Annotated in this window: 18 protein-coding genes and 1 tRNA gene; 5 read left to right on the forward strand and 14 right to left on the reverse strand. The window is 43.5% G+C overall.

Annotated elements, in window-relative coordinates; all coding sequences use genetic code 11:
* Positions 1-93: 93 nt before the first annotated feature.
* The gene (spoIIE, locus tag BN1067_RS00130; protein WP_053216925.1) at positions 94-2,538 is read right to left on the reverse strand and encodes a stage II sporulation protein E; all 2,445 of its coding nucleotides are present in this window, start codon (positions 2,536-2,538) and stop codon (positions 94-96) included.
* Between the two features lie 412 nt (positions 2,539-2,950).
* On the opposite strand from spoIIE, the gene BN1067_RS00135 reads away from it, so the two are divergent.
* Positions 2,951-3,391, forward strand: a complete 441-nt coding sequence (locus tag BN1067_RS00135) for a MarR family winged helix-turn-helix transcriptional regulator (protein ID WP_053216927.1) — start codon at positions 2,951-2,953, stop codon at positions 3,389-3,391.
* 2 nt (positions 3,392-3,393) lie between these two features.
* Entirely contained in the window at positions 3,394-4,920 is a 1,527-nt protein-coding gene (locus BN1067_RS00140) for a DHA2 family efflux MFS transporter permease subunit (protein WP_324777751.1), read from the forward strand.
* A 52-nt stretch (positions 4,921-4,972) separates the two neighbouring features.
* Here BN1067_RS00140 and BN1067_RS00145 read toward each other — a convergent pair whose 3' ends face one another.
* A complete protein-coding gene (locus BN1067_RS00145; protein ID WP_053216929.1) occupies positions 4,973-5,551 on the reverse strand; it encodes a histidine phosphatase family protein in 579 nt (192 codons plus the stop codon).
* A 162-nt stretch (positions 5,552-5,713) separates the two neighbouring features.
* Here BN1067_RS00145 and BN1067_RS00150 point away from each other — a divergent pair.
* A tRNA-Met gene (locus BN1067_RS00150) sits at positions 5,714-5,787 on the forward strand.
* Between the two features lie 640 nt (positions 5,788-6,427).
* On the opposite strand, the gene BN1067_RS00155 is transcribed toward BN1067_RS00150, so the two are convergent.
* From BN1067_RS00155 to yabP, 4 genes are all read right to left on the reverse strand, one after another.
* Positions 6,428-6,835 carry a S1 domain-containing RNA-binding protein gene (locus BN1067_RS00155; RefSeq protein WP_053216930.1) on the reverse strand — a complete coding sequence of 136 codons (408 nt, stop codon included), beginning with the start codon at positions 6,833-6,835 and terminating at the stop codon, positions 6,428-6,430.
* Between the two features lie 72 nt (positions 6,836-6,907).
* Positions 6,908-7,288: an FtsB family cell division protein gene (locus tag BN1067_RS00160; protein WP_053216931.1), complete on the reverse strand. Its 381-nt coding sequence runs from the start codon at positions 7,286-7,288 to the stop codon at positions 6,908-6,910.
* An 8-nt stretch (positions 7,289-7,296) separates the two neighbouring features.
* On the reverse strand, positions 7,297-7,896 hold the full coding sequence (gene yabQ / locus BN1067_RS00165; RefSeq protein WP_053216932.1) for a spore cortex biosynthesis protein YabQ: 600 nt from the start codon (positions 7,894-7,896) through the stop codon (positions 7,297-7,299).
* Positions 7,893-8,192 (reverse strand): sporulation protein YabP, encoded by a 300-nt coding sequence (gene yabP, locus BN1067_RS00170; protein WP_053216933.1) that lies wholly within the window; start codon positions 8,190-8,192, stop codon positions 7,893-7,895. Before yabP ends, yabQ begins: the two co-directional genes overlap by 4 nt.
* 292 nt (positions 8,193-8,484) lie before the next feature.
* Between yabP and BN1067_RS00175 the strand changes: the two genes are divergently transcribed.
* On the forward strand, positions 8,485-9,039 hold the full coding sequence (locus tag BN1067_RS00175) for a DUF4871 domain-containing protein (protein WP_053216934.1): 555 nt from the start codon (positions 8,485-8,487) through the stop codon (positions 9,037-9,039).
* 373 nt (positions 9,040-9,412) lie between these two features.
* Here the strand turns inward: BN1067_RS00175 and rsgA are convergent, their stop codons facing one another.
* Positions 9,413-10,465, reverse strand: coding sequence for a ribosome small subunit-dependent GTPase A (rsgA, locus tag BN1067_RS00180; RefSeq protein ID WP_053216936.1), 1,053 nt, complete (start codon positions 10,463-10,465; stop codon positions 9,413-9,415).
* Positions 10,466-10,729: 264 nt separating this feature from the next.
* On the opposite strand from rsgA, the gene BN1067_RS00185 reads away from it, so the two are divergent.
* Positions 10,730-11,389 carry a type 1 glutamine amidotransferase domain-containing protein gene (locus BN1067_RS00185; protein ID WP_053216938.1) on the forward strand — a complete coding sequence of 220 codons (660 nt, stop codon included), beginning with the start codon at positions 10,730-10,732 and terminating at the stop codon, positions 11,387-11,389.
* Positions 11,390-11,441: 52 nt separating this feature from the next.
* On the opposite strand, the gene BN1067_RS00190 is transcribed toward BN1067_RS00185, so the two are convergent.
* The 7 genes from BN1067_RS00190 to mfd form a co-directional block, all read right to left on the reverse strand.
* Positions 11,442-11,699, reverse strand: a complete 258-nt coding sequence (locus BN1067_RS00190) for an RNA-binding S4 domain-containing protein (RefSeq protein WP_053216940.1) — start codon at positions 11,697-11,699, stop codon at positions 11,442-11,444.
* Between the two features lie 29 nt (positions 11,700-11,728).
* A complete protein-coding gene (yabN, locus tag BN1067_RS00195) occupies positions 11,729-13,180 on the reverse strand; it encodes a bifunctional methyltransferase/pyrophosphohydrolase YabN (RefSeq protein WP_053216942.1) in 1,452 nt (483 codons plus the stop codon).
* The gene (locus BN1067_RS00200) at positions 13,170-14,774 is read right to left on the reverse strand and encodes a putative polysaccharide biosynthesis protein (protein ID WP_199868432.1); all 1,605 of its coding nucleotides are present in this window, start codon (positions 14,772-14,774) and stop codon (positions 13,170-13,172) included. The genes yabN and BN1067_RS00200 overlap by 11 nt, the downstream gene beginning before the upstream one ends.
* A gap of 240 nt (positions 14,775-15,014) precedes the next feature.
* Positions 15,015-17,057, reverse strand: a complete 2,043-nt coding sequence (ptsG, locus tag BN1067_RS00205; protein WP_053216945.1) for a glucose-specific PTS transporter subunit IIBC — start codon at positions 17,055-17,057, stop codon at positions 15,015-15,017.
* A gap of 178 nt (positions 17,058-17,235) precedes the next feature.
* Positions 17,236-18,075, reverse strand: coding sequence for a glucose PTS transporter transcription antiterminator GlcT (gene glcT, locus BN1067_RS00210; protein ID WP_053216946.1), 840 nt, complete (start codon positions 18,073-18,075; stop codon positions 17,236-17,238).
* A gap of 223 nt (positions 18,076-18,298) precedes the next feature.
* Positions 18,299-18,832: a stage V sporulation protein T gene (spoVT, locus tag BN1067_RS00215; protein WP_053216947.1), complete on the reverse strand. Its 534-nt coding sequence runs from the start codon at positions 18,830-18,832 to the stop codon at positions 18,299-18,301.
* A 386-nt stretch (positions 18,833-19,218) separates the two neighbouring features.
* A complete protein-coding gene (gene mfd, locus BN1067_RS00220; protein ID WP_053216948.1) occupies positions 19,219-22,743 on the reverse strand; it encodes a transcription-repair coupling factor in 3,525 nt (1,174 codons plus the stop codon).
* Positions 22,744-22,878 lie beyond the last annotated feature (135 nt).

Here is a 22,878-nt window from a genome sequence, read left to right on the forward strand (position 1 = left end):
TATACCTGTAAGAAGGAACAAATGCCAGCATTCAAAACCGATGCAAAATTTCCTCAATGCAGGCCGATACCTGCAAGCTGTTTCCATTTCTTATCATGCATGCTGCTGATAAGCAGGAAATGCCGCCCACTTCGGCTTATTGATATCCACCTTAGCCACTAAAACCGTCATGTCATCCTCTATTTCCCCTGAGCGGTTGCGAACGACTTCCTCCAACAATAAATCAGCAATCTCCTGCGGATTATCTGTCTCCATATCCTTTATTTTTCGTTTTAGCCAAACATCCACGTTTTCCACATGTTTTGGTCCTTCAAAAATCCCATCACTCATCATAATCAGTACATCACCCGGTTTTAACTGCTCCGTAACCACCTCTACATCAAATTCGCGAATGATACCGATCGGCAGATTACTTGCTTCGATTTTATGCATGGCATGACCGCGTTTAATAAAGCTAGGTGTCGAGCCAATCTTTAAAAACCTTACCGCAGCGTCATGCAAATCAATTACAGCCAAATCCAATGTTGAGAATATCTCCTCGCTCGTTCGGAGCGACAGAATGGAGTTAATGGATTTAATTGCGATTTGTTCCTGTATGCCGGATTGAAGAATTTGCTGAAGCAAGCGAAGCGTTTCTGTGCTTTCCTCATGGGCCCGTTTCCCGTTGCCCATTCCATCGCTAATCGCCATCGCGTACTTACCCGCTCCCAGTTCAATCGTCGAATAGCTATCACCTGAGACAAGCCCTCCACCTTTGGCAGCATGCGCGACTCCCGTATCAACTGCATATTTTTTGGCAGATCCGAATGCCAGGAAACATTCACCGTTTGGAAACGGCGAGATATCCTCCTCTTTCACGATCACGGTTTCTTGAAGGATATCTGATAGCATCGGTGCAATCAGCTTCGGCCCTTCCCCATGATATTGAGAAAAAGTCAGATGCATTTCTATATCGATATTGCCTTTTTCCACACTGAAAATATCGAGTTTTTCTATTTCCATGCCCATTTGCTTAAGAGATGAGGCAATTTCAACCTCTTGTTGTTCATGATTCTCCCGTTCTTTCAAAATTTCCTTGGCAAAGTCGTCCATGACTTCCGATACTCCCAACAGCTGATCAGCCACAAACCGCCTGCTTTCGCTTACTTGTTTTTTTAATTTTTGATTCGCCTCAAAAAAGGATAGCTCATGGCGCATCGTTTCCACCACTTTTGGGGATTTGACGCAATGGTCCTCCAAATTTCGCTGTAGTATTTTATTTAGTCCACCGCCTGCTTCCATATCGTTTTTCACGTCGGTCAGCAAGCCGTATGTTTTATCAAAATTTGCAGCCCAGCATCGATCTTTTTTAAAGCAGGATTGACATGTCTTTTCCGTTACATTGCTTAAAAAGTAATCTGTTTCTTTTATATACTCTTCTTCTGGTGGTGTCTGCTGTTGTTGAACAAAACTACGTGAAAGGGCTTGGAAAACGTTAGAAAACTGTTCCACCCTGTTGGCCGTTACATCCCGTACCTTTTGCATGTACTGTTCCTGTTCTTTCGAATGTTCCATCGTTCCAGGTATGTAGCGGGACAGTTTTTTCACCCAACTTTGGGGTGTGCAAATAAACAGAAGGACGGAAACGAACGTTTCCAACAGGGATGGGAGCAGCGCCTCGATCCCTTTCCCATAAATTCCGATAAGCAAGGTGCCGACAATCAACCCAATACTGACACCCGGCTTTTTCCCGTCCTTCAGCAAGCCTCCGAGCAGGCCGGAAAAAGCAAGCAGGCTCATCTGGTAAAGACTGGCTACATTGGCCAAGCTTAAAATCAGCCCCGCGACCACCCCAACTGTCGATCCAATAGCTGCACCGCCGACAAAGGCTAGCAACAGCACCAGGTAACGCGACGTGATTTGTTCTATGGAAGCCCCCTGAATCTCCCAGCCTATGGTTCCGGTCAAGATCGAAGCAAGCAATATAATCATGCAGACGATTTCTTCGTTTTTTAAGGCAGGCTTGTACCTTTTAGGTGATAAAAGCGGTACACTTTGCATAAATATAAGAACAAGTACCGCAGCCAGGACCCCTTCTACAATTGCAAGCATCCATTCATAGGCGGTCAGCTTATCGAATAGGGAATAGCTGAACACGCGCGGCATTACACTGGAAACCAAGACAAGCAGGGGCAGCAGTTTTTGTTGGTGCTTCACATTCTTAAAAACAGCTGCCGTAAAAATGAACAGAACCATCGCCATGAAGGTGAATAATCCATGCTGCCACTCAAAACTGAACGCTCCAGCCAGAACTGCCAACATAACAGGAAAGGACTTGTCCTTTCTGACAAACCATACCGAAGCGAGGAAAGAAAGGGCAAAAGGCGACATAGTAGATAACACAATGGCTCGTCCAAGCAAAAAACCGACAAACAAGAGAAGCCACCCTTTTTCCAATAACAACAGCTTCGTCTTTTCCCCCATCTTCCGCTTCGCATTTTCCAAAGCCTTTTTGTATAATATTGGCTTTGTTTGCTGTCTTTCAGCCGTCTCCATCATTTAACACCACTCCTTCGTGTTGTTTATTTAAACACATCTCGCTTCTATTTTTTGTCAAAACAACGGGCCAGATTAAAAAAAGTCTTCGACGCTATTCCGGTGTTGCGAGCGATTTTCAACATAAACCCAGACAAGTCCTCTGCATGCTGTCGATTTATCCACCTCGCCCAAACGTCTTGTAAAAGCAACGTACATAACCTATAGGTACTACCTGTTTTGCTTGAGTAAACGCCGTGATGAGGGCGTTTACTTTATTTTTTTGCTGTTTTTCTATTGCTTTTTTGTTTAAAAGGACTATAATTGTTCTTGCGCTAATTGTTCGTGCGTGAACTAAAATGTCCAGTACTGGTATTATCAGGGCATATCATTGTACAGAACTAACTGGAGTGCAACATGAAAAGGAGAGGTTGTTTTGCAAAACAATAAAAAAATAGAAAGTATCTTTACTTCTTTCCGGGAGGTTAACAAGGCTTTCTATAAGCAAATGTGGCACAATGCCAATGATTTAGGGATCACTACTCTCCAACTGCAAATTTTAAAGCTTTTAGAGGAGCAGCCTGATATTGGTCTTGTCGAAATAGCAAATAAATTAAACACTAGCAAAAGCACCATCAGCGGTACGGTAGAAAGGTTGGTAAAAGCAGGTTATGTGGAAAGAACCCCGTCCAAGCGAGACCGGCGTGCTATTGTGTTGACGGCTACGGAAGAAGGCGCAAAAAAGAAAAAAGAAGCTTATAAGAGCTATCTGGAAAGAATGAAGCGTCTAGATGAATTAAGCGATCAAGACGTCCAAAAGCTCATAGAGCTTCACAGCCTTATTTTAAATAAAATTTTGGAAAACGGAGATGAATGAAAGTGAAAGATAGATCTACTTTTGTAGAAGCGTCGCAGGTTGCGAAAGGGCCGATTATCTTTATTATGGTTCTTGGAGCATTTGTGGCTATTCTTAACCAAACGTTAATGAACATTGCCCTGCCAGTCATGATGGTAGATTTAGATATTACCGAAAATACAGCCCAATGGTTAACTACAGTATTTATGCTAGTTAACGGAATCCTTATTCCCATTACAGCTTTCTTAATGGAGAAATTCAGTACCCGTAAATTATTCCTTACAGCGATGAGCTTGTTTGCGATAGGCACCTTGATATGCGGAATCTCACCTAGTTTCTCTATGATTATGATTGGACGGATCGTCCAGGCTGCCGGAGCCGGTATCATGATGCCGCTTTTGACGAATGTCATCCTTAGCCTGTTCCCATTGGAAAAACGCGGTAGTGCGATGGGACTAATCGGTCTTGCCATGATGTTCGCACCAGCAATCGGCCCTACCCTATCCGGATGGATCGTACAAAACTATTCTTGGCGACTGCTTTTCTTTATCGTCTTGCCAATCGCCGTAATCGACGTTATCTTAGCGTTCTTCCTGCTGCGTAACGTCACGAAATTAAGCAATCCTAAGATGGATATTTCATCGATTATCCTGTCTACTTTCGCCTTCGGGGGTCTGTTGTACGGCTTTAGTACGGCTGGAAACAGCGGCTGGGGAGAGACAGAAGTCATTGCCTCTCTTGCTATTGGCGGCATCGCAATGATTATCTTCGTCATCCGGCAAATGCGTCTAAGCAATCCGATGCTTGAATTCCGGGTGTTTAAATATAATATGTTCACCCTAACTACGATTATCAATGTAGTAGTGACGATGGCAATGTTTGCCTCCATGATCCTTGTACCGTTATATCTGCAAATTGTGCGGGGCTTTACACCGCTGGAATCCGGTCTGCTATTGCTACCTGGAGCAATTATTTCAGGAATCATGTCACCCATCACCGGAAAACTGTTCGACAAAATCGGGGCACGTCCACTGGCATTGGTAGGCTTGGCTATCACGGCAGTCATGACATTCTTTTTCACTGATTTAACCGACTCTACGTCCTATATGCATATGATGATTATTTACAGTGCACGGATGATCGGGATTTCCATGATCATGATGCCGATCATGACCGCGGGTCTGAACCAGCTGCCAAGGCGCTACTATTCCCACGGAACGGCAATGGCCAATACTTTGCGGCAGGTCTCTGGAGCAATTGGTACAGCATTCCTGGTGACGGTAATGAGTAACCAGCGGACGGCTCACATGAGTGAATTTCTGCCGAACGATGCGGCCAACCCGCAAATGTATGCTTTTCAACATGCTACGATTGAAGGGATTAACGATTCCTTCATGGTTGCAACCGTGTTTGCCGTCATCGGCTTCGCCTTATCCTTTTTCATAAAGCAAGTACGCCCGGCAGACGAAATAGAAGCGGAACAGAATACCAAAAAGGAATCGCTGCAATCAACCATGACAGCTGGTCAAACCCCGACTCCGCAAAAATAAATAGAACCGGAAGGCGTCTACTAAGCGCCTTCCGGTTTTTTTTAACGAAATATTACTTGATGGAATATTTGGAAAGGTGATCAATCTGATTGTAATTGTGTACCTTCCATCCTTCTTTCAATAATTGGATATTGCTGATACAGGCATTGATCAGCTTCGTTTTTCCGGTGCCGATTTCTCCGTTCGACACCGTGGATAAAATGACATTGATGACTCCCCCATGTGCAACCAGGAGCAACTCTTCATCCAAGTACTTGTCCGTGACTTCTTCGATACCCTGCATAACCCGTTCCCGGAATGCATCTAAAGGTTCCTGTCCGGGATAATTTCGGTCTGGGTATTTGTTGTTCCGCTCTTCCATAGGCATGCCCTCTGCTTCCCCAAAGGATCTTTCTTTGAAAGCTTCCATGATCTCTATTGGCTTTTGCCAGTTCTCATTAATGATTTCCGCTGTTTTCCGGGCTCTAACTAAAGGAGTTGTGATAATCCTATCCACATGTGTTGCCTTAAAATAATCCCTGCATTCCCTCGCTTGCTGAATTCCTGTTTCATTCAAAGGAATGTCTGTCTCTCCCTGTAACAGCCCCTGCAAATTCCAATCTGTTTCCCCATGCCTTACTAAGCAAATCATCCATCGGTTCCTCCGTTTCTATTATGTGTTGCCCTATTTATGGGCAAAAGATCATTTTTTAACATACGGTGATTAATTTTCTGTTGACAGTATGGTAATGCTATTGTAATATATCACTTGTGCCTCAACAACAGAGGACAAATTGTTTTTTCCAAACATCATGGCGGTGTAGCTCAGCTGGCTAGAGCGTACGGTTCATACCCGTGAGGTCGGGGGTTCGATCCCCTCCGCCGCTATCAAACAGACAAGGTGGACCTAGGCCGCCTTTTTTTGTGCAATTAACCCGTTTTCTGATAACTTGTGTTTTTACTCAAAAACAAAAACTGCGGAGTAACTTTAATTTAGCTTCCTATTATTCTAAATAAAACGAGCGAGGAAACGGCGCTGCGGAAATACCCTGCGCTTTCCGCGGGCGGCTGGTGAGCTTCCTTGAGCTAAAGCTCCGGGGATCTCACCGAGGCCTTTCCTCCCGCAGGAGTCTCCGGGTATTTCCTCCGCTAATAACTTGCTATCATATATTGAATAGAATCCCAGTAGATTAAAACCTCAACTAGCGTAGGTAGCATCCGCAGACTCCTGCGGGAACAGCACGAGTCCGAAGATTCCGCAAGAAGCGATTTTCTTCTGAGGAAGCTGAGGCCGTGCCCGCGGAAAGCGAAGTATGCTGCCGAAGCGAATCCAAGCACTTATAAAAAGCTTGGAAAGAGAGTTATCATTATGTCATTGTTTCGATCTTCGGTGGCTAAAAAGCAACAAGATATGAGACAAGAAACCAAGTGATAATAAAAACGGATGCCATACATGAAAGTATGGCATCCGTTTTTTTTATATTAGTAACAGAGTTCATTTAACAGCTCTCTCTATAGACAGCAAGTTTTATCTTTTAGCACCTCGACCTCCGCGTTTAGACTCTGTATTCTTTCTGATAGAAGCCAAACGGTCCTCTGAATCCTTCAAGAAACGATTCATCTTAGATTCAAAGGTTTCCGTGCGGTCGCGGTTATTACTTTTGTTGTGATTATTAGTTCTGCGGCGCCCGGCATTCGGATTATCTTTTGCTTTCTTAATCGACAATCCAATTTTGCCATCCTTCTCGACATTAATGACTTTAACTGTTACTTCATCTCCAACAGTCAAATGTTCATTAATATCTTTAACATAGTTATCGGCAACCTCACTAATGTGAACCAAGCCGGTTGAACCACCAGGCAGCTCAACGAAAGCTCCGAAATTAGTGATTCCTGTTACCTTACCCTGCAACTTGCTGCCTACTTCGATTGACATAAAAAAAATGCTCCTCCTTAGAATTTTAAAAGTATCCTACTTATATATTATATATAAGCTGTAAAATGCGTGTCAATAAGATGGCTCCTCCTCCGGTAGTTCAAAAATAATTTCTCCTTCGTTCGAGAAAAAGTAGTTCGTCCTGGCGATTTCCAATACATAATCTTCATCTTGAAGTAACCGGATTTCTTCCTGGAGGTCTTTTTCATCTTCTTTAAGAGAAGTCATTTCCCTTTCCAGCTTCTCATACTGCTCTTGCTTTTCTGCATGTAAAGTCCGCTGTTTAACATGATAGGCTGTCAATCCGCCTATAACGACAACTACCACGAGAGAGAATAGCATCAATCGGCGGAAAAGCCGCTTTTTCTTTTTCTTTTGTCTTTCCACTTGTGCATCGTATTGTCGCATATAAGTAGAATCGATTTTTGCCACGGATTTTGCTCTTCTTGCCACTTGCTCAGCTACCTCCTTTTCTTGTGCATAAACTGCCGCCATTTTCTTAACATATTCTTTATTTTACTATAAAATCCTGCAAGTTTGTGTAAGTATTTTTTTATCGGCTTCGGAATCAGCATCCAGATCAATTTAAAGAGGAGCCGGAATGGGAACAAACACACTTTTCCTATAACCGTAAGCAGCCATAGTAAAACTGCCCAAATTCCGGTCAGAAGCAACAGCAACAGGCGGAAGAGCCATATGATTGGCTGGAACACCAGACCTTTCACTAGGCGGGCAAAAAAACGGTAAAGCTCGACGACAAAGCGTATCATTAATTCCAGCAAACGCTGGTACAGTAGTTCAAATAATGCCTTGTACGTTGCAAATCCACATAAAATCGCAAGAAAAATATAAAAGCGCAATTCTCCCTGATTTACTCTGTATAATAAGTAAAAAAGGATTAATGTCTGAAGCAGCCAAAAGCCGATCTCCATTCCATAGGAAAATAATACACGATGCTTCCAGCTTCTTTCAAAGCGGCGGAAGGTATCGATGGCAGCACCGACATACATTCCTCCCGCCATCATGATTAAAATTGCAGCAAACTGGACCGATAGTGTCATTTGAACAGCTTGCTAAAGAGACCTTTAGCCTTCTCTCCATGGTGTTCGTCCAAATAGGAAAGCTCGTGTATTTTGCCTTTGATCGATACGTTCCCTTCTCCGACATCGAGATTTTTCATTTGCAGGTTTTCTCCACGCACAATCAAATAGCCCATAACTGTCTGTAAAAGAAATTCTTCGTTGTCGAAGCTATCGACTTCCTTGACACCCGTTATTTCTAAATTCCTTCTATTATTCATTTTGATATGGTGTTCTGCCTGAGCACGAACTGAAGGATCTTTTTCATAATAATTCATTGTCCAGCCCTCCCTTTATCGTTATATGTGTATGAAAGGAGGGACAGGCATAGAACGTGTTCAGATAAATTACCTTCTAATAAACAAATACCTGCTTACCGGGCTAAACTAGTCATTTAAAAAGAAGAACAAATGAGATTACACTAGAATTAAGAAAAAGTGCCGAAAAGAGGATGGTAGTATTGGAGACTATCGTTTATTATTATTAAATAAATGAAACGGGACCGTTGAAAAAGCAATAAGAAATGGCTTCTTAATGTGCTAGCCTTACTTATGGAAGGGTGTGTTCTGTTTGAAAAAGCGTAACCTGGTTTATGTTTTATCTCTGCTTCTGACAGTAGGGCCATTGGCTGCTTGTACTTCTAACCATAATGAGGACTCGAATGAATGGAAAGTATCAAAGGAAGAAAGAGTAGTACAAGAAAGCACTAATGAGATTGAAAAGGCAATGGCTGAAGATAACTGGGACTTGTCTTCAACTTTCAACTATTCGGTTGAATATAAAAATGGGGAAGAAGGTTCTTATGAGATTGTGGGAAACAAAGACACGGTTGGCTTTACTGGACCATTTCCTATTATAGCTAAAGATGACCAGAAATATTTTTGGTTTTATTTCGGAAAAGAAAACATCTACAACAAACCAGTCGAAGTTAAGGCCATAAAAAAGGGGACTAAGAAGCCTGTTAATATCCTTTCTGGTCCAAGTACCTTTTTTGAAGATGCGGCGGTAAGCCCTGGGAGTGTGAATATGCCCTCCAATTTAACATTTCCATCGGAGGGGGTATGGAAAATTCTCGTATATATTGACGGGCAACTTTATGAAAAAATCGTTGTAGAGGCTGTATAGAAAATGTCGCACTTCACTGTTCTTTAACTTGTTTGGCACTTGGTGTAACCAGGCAGCGGACGATTGGTTGTGGTGCCTTTAGGCGAAGCTGTTTTAGCATATCCAAAAGCAACAGTAATTGATGATTATTGCTAATAATTCACTTTAAAAATTAAGTACAAAAAAATCCGAACTGTCATTCGAATTTCACTTCAAAATTCGAAGCAGTTCGGATTTACAATTAATAAATGTCATTTTAATAATAATATAATCTAACATTGAATTGGCGACGGATTTTATACCGACCTCTATTATAGTAGCTTAGTTATCATTTTCTTGTTGTAGTACTTGCATGCATTCTGTTATAGAGTTTTTTACATCACGTAAATATTGCTTACCATGTCCCTTTTTTCAATCCTTCCATCTGCATCCTGGCTGCACGATGTGCTCCGTATTTTTCCTTCAAATCCAGGAATTTTGCTTCACGCTGCAATTTCACATAACTCTTATAACGCTCAGCTGAAAGCTCGCCGGATTCAATCGCGTTTTGAATCGCACAACCGGGTTCTTGTTCATGCCGGCAGTCCCGGAACTTGCATTGTCCAGCCAGCCGTTCGACATCCTGGAAGGTCTCACCGGCAGCATCTTCCCCGGACCAAAGCTGCAGCTCCCGCATACCAGGCGTGTCGATAATCACGCCGCCTTCTGGAAGCAGGAACAACTCACGATGGGTTGTCGTATGGCGCCCTTTCGCATCGTCTTCTCTGATTGTTTGGGTTTTCTGTACTTCCTTGCCTAACAATCGATTAATTAACGTTGATTTTCCGACACCGGATGAACCGAGCAAAGAAACCGTCCTCCCTTTGTGAAGAAAGTCTTTTAAGGATGCCAGGCCTTCTTCATGCAAAGCATCAATCGCAAGCACCGGCAAGCCAAAGGCGATTTCTTCTACGGCCTGAACCTTTTCTTCCGTTTCCGCATCCTCGCACAAATCCCTTTTTGTCAATACAAACACAGGAGAAGCGCCGCTTTCATAAACTTGCATCAGATAACGTTCCATCCTTCGTAAATTGAAATCCTTGTTCAGTGCGTTGACCAGAAAGACGGTATCGACATTTGCCGCCATCAGCTGCTCTTCCTGTTTTTCACCGGCAGCATGCCTTGATAACAAACTGCTCCTTTGCAACACCTTGTTGATAATACCCTTGTTTTCCCCGTCGACCGCCTGGAACAGCACCCAATCCCCGACACAAGGATAATCCCTTGTGTGCACTGCAAGATGATGAAACCTGCCGCTCAGCTGTGCCTGGAGTTCCCCTTCTTTCGTAAACAGTTTGTAAATACCATTGGTGGCCGTCGCGATCCGGCCTACTTGATCTTCCTTGCTGTCGTTTTGCTTTTCAAAAAAATCATTGTATCCAAGTTCTTGTAAATTGTACAAATGGATTCCTCCTAATAATAGGAGGACATTGCCTAATAACCAGCTACATCCTCCTTGGTTGTTTGGCTGCTTGTTTTGGTCATTTGCTTGATTACCATGCTCATAAACATCACGCTCCTTTATTTGGTAGTTGGTAGTTTACCACAAGAAGGCGAAAAATACCTCCGTCTTCCGCCCGAAAAAATGAAAGCATATAATTTGGAAGGAAATGCTTTCATCGTATAAGATGTAGCTGATTGTAAGATAGTACAAATATAGGAGGTATGCATCATGGCGAAAAAAGTATTAATGGTAGTAACAAATCATACAACCATCACGGATGATCATAAGACCGGGCTATGGCTTGAGGAATTTGCCGTTCCGTACTTGGTTTTCAAAGAAAAAGGATATGAAGTCAAAGTCACCAGTATTTCCGGTGGGGAAGTAGCCCTTGATCCAAATAGTATTGATGAAAAAAGTCCTGATTGGACTGAGGCAGAAGCAGAATTAAAAGACACCATCAAGCTAAGCAAAGAAGATGCCGAAGGTTTTGATGCAATCTTTCTTCCAGGCGGACATGGTACCATGTTCGACTTTCCAAACAACGAAACCCTGCTATATGTCTTGCAGCAATTTGCTGAACAGGGCAAAATAATTGGTTCTGTTTGTCACGGTCCTGCCGGTCTGGTAAATGCCACCTATAAAGACGGCACACCGCTGGTAAAAGGAAAAAAAGTTTCCGCCTTTACCGATTCCGAAGAAATAGAAATGCAATTGGACCAGCATATGCCTTTCCTTCTGGAATCCAAGCTTCGTGAAAAAGGGGCCGTGTTTGAGTCGGCTGAAAACTGGACCGATCACTCTGTACGTGACGGCAATTTAGTGACAGGGCAAAACCCACAATCAAGTAAAAGCACGGCTGAAAAGGTCGTTGAAGCATTAGAAGATTAATCTTCTGCACAACAAAACAGCAGCCCCTGAACAGTTTCGGGGCTGCTGTTTTTTAATTTACTGCTTCTTCTTTTTTGATGGTATAAAGTGATGCTGCCTCATCTTTTCTCACGACTTCCCGTAACGAATCAACTTGAATGGTCAATAACTTTTGGCCGAACTGAATCGTCAGCTCGTCACCGACTGATACATTAGAAGATGCTTTAGCCTGATTGCCATTGATCGTAATTCTGCCCTGATCGGCAACTTCCTTGGCTAAAGTACGGCGCTTGATCAACCTGGATATTTTTAAAAACTTATCTAATCGCATCTAGCTTCGTCACTTCCTTTAATATATAATTATTCGATTTGCTTGGCTTCATTCCAATACTGATCCAGTTCTTCGAGACTCATATCTGCCATCTTCCTACCGCTCAATGCTGTTTGTTCTTCTATATAGGAAAACCTGTTGCGAAACTTATTATTGGTCCTGTTTAACGAAAGTTCGGGGTTGACTTTATAATAGCGGGCAAGATTCACAATAGCAAATAAGAAATCTCCGAATTCCTTTTCTATTTCCTCTTGCTCCCCCTGTTCAACTGCCTCCCGCCATTCATTTAATTCCTCATGCAGCTTTTGCCAAATAGGCTCGGCCTCTCCCCAATCAAATCCCACTTTTGCTGCTTTCTTCTGCAGCTCTTCTGCAGCCATGAGCTGCGGCAGTTCTTGAGGAATCTCACTCAACAAGGAAGATTCAGCCTGTTCCTGTTTCTCTTCCGCTTTAATCTTCTGCCAATTATCCATCACCTGTTCTGCAGTCTCGGCAGTGGCTTCTCCAAACACATGAGGATGCCGGCGGATCATTTTATTGGTCAATGTACCTATTACGTCATCTATACTGAAAAATCCTTCATCTTCCCCGATTTGGCTGTGCAGCATTACTTGCAGCAGGACATCCCCGATTTCCTCGATCATCCCGTCATCATCTTCGGCATTTACCGCTTCAATGAACTCATAAGCTTCCTCCAGCAAATATTGCCGCAAGGATTGATGTGTTTGTTTCTTATCCCAAGGACATCCGTTTGGTCCTCTCAATTGTGCGATTACTTCCCTCAGTCGGAAAAACTGATGGTTTAATTCTGTATCCGCAGCAGGCGGCACATAAACACTTGTCAGGTTGCTCAAGGTGGCGGATTGATCCAGCTCGACCAGCGGGATTGTCACAAGTTTTTCCTGATTGCTTCCTGCCGCCTCCACGATTGTGACAGGATGTTCCGGAGAAAGGTCTTCCAGTAACGTCAGCTTGACTTCGGATGCAACAAAAGCGTCATACACCTGACAAAAGACTAAATGGTGGCGGTATTCCAATTCATTTCGTTTAAAAGAGGTGGCATCGACAAACTGAAACCCATCGATTGGGTCGATCCGTAATGCTGTAAATAGTGCGTCCAAGTAGCTTTGGCCACCCATCACTGTCACATCGAGCTTGTCGTTATCCAGCAGTAACTGAACTGTTTTTTCCGCTAGCATCGGATGGCCCGGAACCGCATAGATCACATCCCGTTCTCCAGCAGCATTAGCGAGATAATCGGCTATTTCCTGATAAACAGAAGAAAAATCCTGGTTTTTTTCGTACACTTCATCAAAAGAAGTAAAAGAGACACCTTCCTGTCTCAAACTATCGATCACCGGATGGTCAAGGGTCCGCACATAGATTTTCTCCTGTTTGTTCAACAGTTTACGGTAAATTCCCAAGGGAAGTTGATTGATATCGCCTGCACCCAATCCTATGATTTCCATCTTATTTGCCATTTTTGTTTCCTCCTTTATTTAAGCCGGCCAAATAGCTGCCAAACGGAAGTGCTTCCAGTTCGTTATCGGTAAAAGCACGCAGCTTAATCAGCAAGAAGACATAGATTGCAGCCCCTCCGAAACAAGCAATCAATGTATATGCTACATAATCTATTCGTGGCCCGGCAAGAACCAATTTCCCCAGGCTTCTATCCAAACCATAAAGAAAAATGAGCATTCCGGCAAGTGAGATGACAAGAGAACGCCATCTGAATTGTAACAAGCTTAAATGTGGAATCCTCTGCTTCAGCCGAGCAACATTTAACAATAAAATAACCATAACTGCCGCCACGGTGGCAACAGCACTTCCGGCAATCCCCCACACCGGGACAAGCAATTCATTCAAAATGCCTTTACAGATCATACCGGTCACGACGAAAACGGCCGTCCAGCGGAAGTCACCCAGCCCCTGCAGGATAGAGGACAGAGTCAAGGCAAGGGAGGTAAACAAGATAGACAGCGCTAAAATTTGCAGGCTCCCCGTCCCTGCGTCATCTTCAAATAATAGGATATTAGCATAAGGGAAAATCGCCATCAATCCTATGGCTGCTCCTGTCGATAAAATGAAACTGAATTTCCATGCGCTTTTCACATGTTCTGTCAATTCGACAGGGCGTTCGTTTAACTGCCTCCTCGTTACAGTTGGCACAAGCGCCAATGCAAGCGATGAGCCGAGAACTGTTCCCAGCTGGACTAACGGCTGCCCCCGGTCAAAAACACCTTTCCACTCCATTGCCTGCTGGCGCGTCATTCCAAATTCTATTAAGTTGGGTACGAGAGTAAATGCATCGGCAAATTGAATCAACAAAAACATCATATAATTCAGGCAGATAAACATGCCATAAAGTAAAATGGTTCGTATATATTTTTTCCAAGGGATAGAATAACCAGGACGATCCCTATACCAGGGTCGATCTCGGGTAAACATCACGGCTAACACAAATACAGCAGCACAAGCACCCAGCAAGGATCCTGCCGCTGCTCCAGAACCAACCTCATATAAATCCCGGCCTTCATGCACCATCACTAACGATACGACTAATATAACCGACACTCTTACCACCTGTTCCACCACCTGTGAAACTGCTGTCGGCTTCATATTGTTCAGCCCCTGAAATATCCCTCTGCAGATAGAAGAAAACGGCACGAACAAAAAAGGTAAAGAGGCGGCCCGCAACGGTCCTGTGAGTTGGTTATCCCCCATGGCCTTTGCGATTAGCGGGGCTAAACCAAACAACACGCCAAACAAGAGCATATTGATCGTAATTAACAACCCCGTGACAGGCATATAAAAAGAACGGAAGGAAAGCCGGAGACCACGCTCTCGTTCTTCCGCTACCAACTTGGAGATGGCTGCCGGGAATCCATATAGCGACAACATGAAAGCTGTTCCTAAAAAAGGATATATTTGCTGGTAAATATAAAATCCAACATCCCCGGTTATATTTTGTAAAGGAATACGGTAGCCCACGCTCAGTATTTTGCTGATTACTCCCGCTGCAGTAAGCAGGAGAGCTCCTTTAAACATTTGCTTGGTATGTTTTATTTCATCCATTTTTTCGCCTTCCGTATCAAATATTATGACTGGATACTTCATAGGAAATTCCTCTGCTATTATAGCACAGCGTTACCTCCCCATATTACTGGCCAAGCACCGCCTTTTATTCGTTAAGAAAATCCATGAAATGTTATCCTTCTTTGGGTAAGAGCCAGGCTGTCAACCCATATCCGTTTACGGCAACATACAAAGAAGGCTCCACCCCGGTATCCGAGGTAGAGCCTATCGCAATGTACCTTACTGAATCGTTACGATATCTTTATCTTGTGCATTCACTTTTCCGGAAGCCTTCACGGTAACTTCCTGGCCTTCTTCCAGGTTTGTAAAGACGACAGGGGTAATCGTGGATGCCGCATGTTCTCCGATATAATCCAAATCAACTTCCATCAATGGCTGGCCTTGTTCTACAAAGTCACCCTCTTGGACTTTGGCTTCAAATCCTTCTCCTTTTAGCTTGACGGTATCAATACCAATATGAATAAGGATTTCTGTACCATTATCAGCCTGCAAACCAATTGCATGCTTCGTAGGGAATACATTCAATACCTTTCCGTTAACCGGTGATACAATCGTTCCTTGATCAGGCTTAATCGCAAAACCGTCTCCCATCATTTTACCGGAGAATACCTGGTCGGGTACATCCATAATCGGCAGGATTTCCCCGCTTAACGGGCTGGCAAATTCCAGGTTGTTCAAATCAACAGGCGCTTCTTCCGCGTCTTTTGCTTTATCAACGATTTGTGAAACGTCCTCTTTCGATCTCGGTGTTTTACCATCCATAATATCTTGCATCTGACCACGCAAGCTGTCGGAAACTGGTCCAAAGATCGCCTGGATGTTATTGCCTACTTCCATCACACCAGATGCGCCAAGCTTCTTCAGTCTGTTTTTATCTACATTATTTTTATCGTCAACACTAACCCGCAGACGTGTTATACAAGCGTCCAAGTGGGTAATGTTTTCTTTTCCGCCCATGGCAGAAAGGATTTCGTAAGGAAGATCGCTGATTTCTTCTCCATCATCTTCATCAGCAGCCTCATCTTCCCGTCCCGGAGTCGCCAGGTTAAACTTAAGAATCGCCCAGCGGAATCCAAAGTAATAAATAACCGCCAGAACCAAACCGACGATGATGACCCACCACCAAGCTGTTTTATTTTGCATGACACCAAACAAAATAAAATCGATCAATCCGCCGGAAAAGGTCATTCCTATTTTTACATCGAGTAATTGCATCGTCATAAACGACAGTCCTGCAAAAATCGTATGGATACCGAATAAAACAGGTGCTACGAATAAGAAAGAGAATTCTAATGGTTCGGTAATACCAGTCAGGAAAGACGTCAATGCTGCAGATCCCATAATACCTGCTACAACTTTCTTACGTTCCGGTTTAGCTGTATGGTAAATCGCCAATGCAGCAGCCGGAAGGCCGAACATCATGAACGGGAATTTACCAACCATGAACGTTCCTGCTGTAAACTCGTCGACACCATCTTTAAGTTGCTCAAAGAAGATAGTTTGGTCCCCACGGACAATATCTCCTGCCGCGTTAGTGTAAGAACCGAATTCAAACCAGAACGGCGAATAAAAAATGTGATGCAGACCGAACGGAATCAAGGCCCTTTCAATGACCCCGAATACAAATGCAGATAACGTTCTGTTTGTTTCCAGCATAAAATGCGAGAGCGCATTAAGTCCGGTTTGGGCGTACGGCCAAATGAATAACATGATGATACCCAAAATCAAAGCTGAAAAGGCGGTGATAATCGGCACAAACCGCTTTCCGGCAAAGAAACCTAAAAACTGCGGAAGCTGGATATTGAAAAACTTTTTATACAGATAGGATGCTAATAAACCAACGATTATCCCCCCGAACACACCGGTTTGGAGTGTCGGTGTACCAAGTACCATGGCATAAGCAGGATTCTCCTGTGCCATTTCCGGTGTTACATCGCCAAAAACACCCATTGTGACATTCATGATTAAATATCCAATGATTGCTGCTAGTCCGGCTACACCATCTCCGCCGGCCAGTCCGATGGCTACCCCCACCGCAAAGAGTAACGGCAAGTTATCGAAAACGACACCGCCCGCCTCGGCCATAACAGCCAAAACTTCTTGTACCCATGGAGTACCAAAGAAAGGAACTTTATCTACAAAGGTATCTTGGGCAAAGCTTGTCCCAAAAGCAAGCAAAATACCTGCTGCCGGAAGCAACGCAACCGGAAGCATTAGCGCTTTACCGACTTTTTGCAAAGTACCAAAAGCATTTTTGAACATAATACTACCTCCTAAACATAATAATTATGGAAAACCAATCTATCCTAAAACGTTTTCAGAAAGACAAACAAAAAAGGCATGAGTATGCAGATACAGGTTAAAAGGGTAGACGTATCCCTTATCGTAACCTGAAAATCTCTTCATACTCATGCCTGATCGAATCAGTAACACGTAATGATTAGGATTTATTGGTTAAGCGTTGTAAATGAATCGTTAAATAAAGAACTTCAGATTCATCTACAGGTCGTTGTAATTGTTTTTGCATCACTTTCACTAACTTCCAAGCAAGATTATAGCATAGGGGATATTCTTTTTTCAACATTTCGGCCAATTTCTTTTCCCGTCCCAATGCTTCGCCTTTATGAACCCGGTCTATCGCCCGGTGCAAATGCTGAATTAACCGGAAATAATTCACATCCTGCTTGTTAAGCGTGATTTCCAAACCATCTTCGATTAACTCAATCATTTGGGTGATCAACTGGTGATAATGGTTAATATCCCGAAGCGATTTGTCCGTCACGGCACTATGGATATGCAAAGCGACGAAGCCTATTTCTCCTTCCGGAAAATCCACTTTTGTCTGCCTTTTCAGTTTTTCCACTACCTCTACGGCTACCTGATATTCTTTCGGATAAAGGGCCTCGATTTCAAACATAAACGGATTGGAAAAGTGCATGTCTTTTTTTGCCCGGTTAACCGCAAAAGCAATATGGTCGGTAAGCGCAACATGAATATGCTCATTAAGTTGTTTCCCCATTCTCTCTTCGATAAACAGCATGATATCATTCATAAAATCAAGTAATTCTTTATCGATATATGGCAGCAGATTAACGTATTGTTCCTTTTCCTTTTCATCCTTCAACAAGAAAGTTTTATCCGCCTTATCAACGGAAATTTCCTCCCCGGGCTTCCGATTGAAGCCAATTCCTTTTCCTATCAGCACGACCTCTTTATAGGTTTCATGCTCGGCAATAATCACATTGTTATTCAAAACTTTAGCAATCCTAAGCTGCTCCATGGTTTTCTCTCCCTGTTTTCCTGCAATTCCCTTATCCTTTGTCTATCGTAAAGGTATGTAAGCCTTTTTACAAGTGAATGATTTATCACCGTGGCACTTGTCATATACCCAAACATTCGGTTTCAGTACAACTTATAAATCTCTGCAGGGCAAAAAAGGATTGGCAAAAGGTGAGCCCTCCTAATGCCAATCCCTCTTATATGCATTCCATAATGGATACTATCTACTCCATTTGCCTTGCCAGAAATCCAGCAGCCGTTTCTACAGCCTTTTGTTCTACAGGTCCCAAATCGCCTTTTGTCTTCGACATAATCATGACACAACCGATCGGATCACCATTTGCAATAATCGGACTTAGCACATAGGAAGCGATATTTTCCTCTCTTCCTTCCACTAGCTCGACAGCTGCGTCTGTCTCCGTCACCAGGTTACGTTCATCCATCGCTTTCTCCATTTGCGATCCGATATTTTTGCCTAAATATTCTTTCTTGGATTCTCCAGCAATGGCTATGAATTCATCACGATCACATATAAGTACGGGAGATCCTAGAGAATCAAACAGGGCATCCGCATACTCCTTTGCAAAGTCACCCAGTTCACTGATCGGGGAGTACTTTTTCAGGATTACCTCGCCATCCCTGTCAACAAATATTTCTAACGGATCTCCTTCTCGAATTCTTAACGTTCTTCTTATTTCTTTTGGAATCACCACTCTGCCTAAATCATCAATTCGACGCACAATTCCTGTTGCTTTCATCTGCTGTGTAGCCTCACTTTCTTTGATGATCTTTCTGGCTCTCTTTCCACCATCGGTAACATTAAGCAGAAATAACCAGTTGTGGCTTTAGTATGATTCACCTGTTAATAACTATACATAAATAATCTACATTTTGCCTTGCTAACGCCGTCAAAAACGTGTTTTGCATCCATGTGCTTTTTTCACCTTGCGGCCCGAACTACACCCGCTGCTTCGTGGTTTGGTCGCTTACGCTTTTCTCTGTCCAGCTGCTGCTCCCAGCTGCTCGTGCACTTCCTTCTCCTCCACTCGATAAGTCAACCTCCATTCGTTTCTCTCATTGGGTTTCCTTTATCTCCTGCGGATCAGTCCAGTGCCTTCGCAGCTGAACGGTCGCTTCCGCTTTTCTAATCCCTTCTTGTGTCTTTCAGGCCGTTGATTAGTTCCTGCACGATTTCATAGCGGCGATATTTGTGCTCCCGATCCCACTGTAATACAATTTTCAAGTTGCGATTTTCCGTACCGAGCTGTACCATTCGGCCATAGTTATTGGCAAATTCGAACAGCTTTGCTCCGTCAATTTGCTGGCTGGTATCTTCCTCTACCAAAATTTCAATTTTGCTTTTCTTTTCACTGACTGACTGGACACGCTGCTGCTTCGCACTGCTTTTAATGGAAGCAACGTGGAAAAGGTTGGCGACCTCTTCCGGGTAATCACCGAACCGGTCCATCAATTCTTCTTTCAAATCGAACGTATCCTCTTGAGAGTCGATAGCCTGGAACCGTTTATACATGTCGATTTTTTGTTTTTCATCATCAATATAGCTATCTGGAATGTACGCATCGAGATCCAAATCAAGTTCCACTTCAAACGGTTTTGCTTCTTCGACCGTTTTTCCCGCTTTTCTTGCATCGACTGCTTCTTTCAGCATTTGCGAATACATGTCGAAACCAACAGAATCAATGAAACCATGCTGTTGGGCGCCTAACAGATTCCCTGCTCCGCGTATTGAAAGGTCGCGCATGGCAATTTTGAACCCTGAGCCGAGCTCCGTAAATTCTTTGATTGCCTGCAGTCTTTTTTCAGCCACTTCTGTAAGTACTTTATCGCGCTGGTACGTAAAGTAGGAATAGGCTACCCGATTGGACCTTCCTACCCGTCCGCGCAGCTGATAAAGCTGACTAAGACCCATTTTATCCGCATCATATACAATCAATGTATTTACATTCGGAATGTCTACGCCAGTCTCGATAATCGTCGTGCTGACTAGAACATCGGATTCCCCTTCCAAGAAAGAAAACATGACATTCTCCAGTTCTGCTTCATTCATTTGTCCATGCGCAAATGCAACCCGGGCGTCGTCTACCAGGGCTGATATTTCTTCTGCCATTCGCTCGATATTGTCTACCCGATTATATAAAAAGAACACTTGGCCACCGCGGGACATTTCCCTTTCAATGGCTTCCCTGATAAAGACCGGATTGTATTCCATCACGTAGGTCTGTATTGGAAAACGATTCTCCGGCGGAGTTTCGATTACCGATAAATCCCGGACACCTAGCATCGACATATGAAGCGTCCGCGGAATCGGGGTTGCGGTTAAAGTCAGGACATCGACATTGGTTTTCAACTGTTTAATTTTTTCCTTATGCTTTACACCGAATCGCTGCTCCTCATCCACTATCAAGAGACCGATACTCTTATACTCTACATCCTTGGAGAGCAGTCGATGGGTGCCGATAACAATATCGACTAACCCTTTCTTCAATCCTTCCAATGTTTCCTTCTGTTGTTTTCTCGTTCTAAATCTGCTCAACAGCCCTACGTTGACTGCGTGTCCTTGGAACCGTTCCATAATCGTCTCGTAATGCTGCTGAGCCAGGATGGTCGTCGGCACGAGGATGGCAACCTGCTTTCCATCAGCAATGGCCTTGAAGGCAGCCCTTATGGCTACTTCAGTTTTCCCATAACCGACATCTCCGCACAGCAAGCGATCCATCGGACGAGGTCGCTCCATGTCACGCTTGATTTCTTCAATACAGCGAATCTGGTCCTCTGTTTCCTGGTATGGGAACGCATCTTCAAATTCCCGTTGCATCAGGGTATCTTCGGAAAAAGCATAACCCTTGGTTGCTTCCCTTTCTGCATAAAGCTTTATTAAATCATCGGCGATATCTTCAACAGAGGACTGCACTTTGCTTTTTACTTTTTTCCATTCACTTCCGCCAAGCTTATAAAGCTTCGGTTCCTTTCCTTCGGACCCGACATATTTCTGGACCAAGTCGATTTGATCAATCGGAACAAAAAGCTTGTCATCCCCCATGTACTTAAGCAGCATGAAGTCTTTATGAAGTCCATTTACTTCCAGTGTTTCAATACCCAGATACCTGCCAATTCCGTGATTGGCATGAACGACGTAATCGCCCACCTTCAGCTCTTGATAGTTCTTGATCCGTTCAGCGTTGGATATCTTCTGCTTTTTCTTCGGTCTGCTTGTCCGCTTCTTGAACAATTCACTTTCTGTCAAAATAGCTACTTTGTGCATCGGAAGTTCAAATCCACTGCTAATATTATCGACCAAAATCAGTGGTTTGGAATGCGGCAACTCTACCTCACCTGATGCACGGACAGCTTCCATATCGTAATCGGAAAGAACCGCTTCGATTTTTTCTGCCCGTTGTTCACTCGGGGCAAAGATGATAATGGAAAAATCATTGTTCTGCCAGCGGGTAAATTCGTTTTTCAATAAGTTCATCTGTCCATGGAACTGCTGCATGGCACGGCAGGACACATTCACCAAATTTTGCGGATTCGTGTTGGGAATGTGGCGCAGGAACACAGACATATAAAGACGGGGCTGCTTCATTTTTACCCACGTATCATGCCAATCAAAAGAAATCGATAGGTTATGCACCATTTGGTGGTTTTCCAACAAGCTTTGATGCCATTCCGCTTCCTCTTCATCAAGACGGTGGGCCGTTTCCTGGATTCTGCTCATTTCATCTAAAATAATCAAACCGTTTTCCGGCAGATAATCTAATAAACTACCAGGCTCTTGATAAAAATACCCGATATATTTGTACATTTCCTGAAATCGTTCCTGCTGCCTTAACCTGTCCAAATCGTGATTAACTGCTCCAGCGAGTTTTTCCTTATCCTCGGATTTCTTTAACTTTTTCAAGGATGCAGCCAATTCCTCTTCAAGCCTGTCTGCCCCTGTCGCGATATCTTCCTGCCTTAACAGCATTTCCGTAGCCGGCCCTACCACAATTTTTTCCGCTTTTTCCAAAGACCGCTGTGTCTCCGCATCAAAAAAACGGATGGAGTCCACTTCTTCATCAAATAACTCTACACGGATCGGATTTGCCTCTGTGAGAGGGTAAATATCAATGATGCCACCACGCAGGCTGAACTCTCCAGGAGTGGATACCATATCGACTCGTTCATAGCCCATTTCGACCAGGGAGGCCAAATAGTGGTCGATATCAATTTCGGTTTCCAGTTGGAAATGTAACTGATAATCTTTCCAGTAGGATGCAGGGGGCAAAATACGTTTTAGAGCCGCCACAGGCGCAATCAAAATCCCAGAATCCCTGTTCATCCATTTAGTTAATGCTTCGATTCGCTGGCTTTTCAGTTCAGGACTGGCAATAGCTATCTCTGAAGCAATCAACTCATTCACCGGATAAAGATGAACGGTATCCCGATTCGACATTTCCAACAGGTCCTCATAAAGCTGTTGAGCCTGCATCAATTGATGTGTCACAAGTAAAATCGGTTTTTTGGAAGCTTCATTGATTAGCGAAGCCAGCATTCCTCTTGCTGATCCCGTCAAACCGGAGACAAGCTGTTCTTTCAGGCCAGCTTCTACCCCTGATAATACAGATTTTATGTCATCTTGGGTTTTTAAATATTGTTTTAATCCTTGCATGATGCCTCCCCCTAATGTCCGTAAGCAGTATGAAAATTTTGCGAATAAGTACAAAAATGCCTTGGCTGACAACCAAAGCTTCTTCCTTTTATCGTTATAACCCTTTTATTACAAGAACAGCTTCCCTCAGCTATC

Source organism: Virgibacillus senegalensis, assembly GCF_000821245.2.
Lineage (GTDB): Bacteria > Bacillota > Bacilli > Bacillales > Amphibacillaceae > Sediminibacillus > Sediminibacillus senegalensis.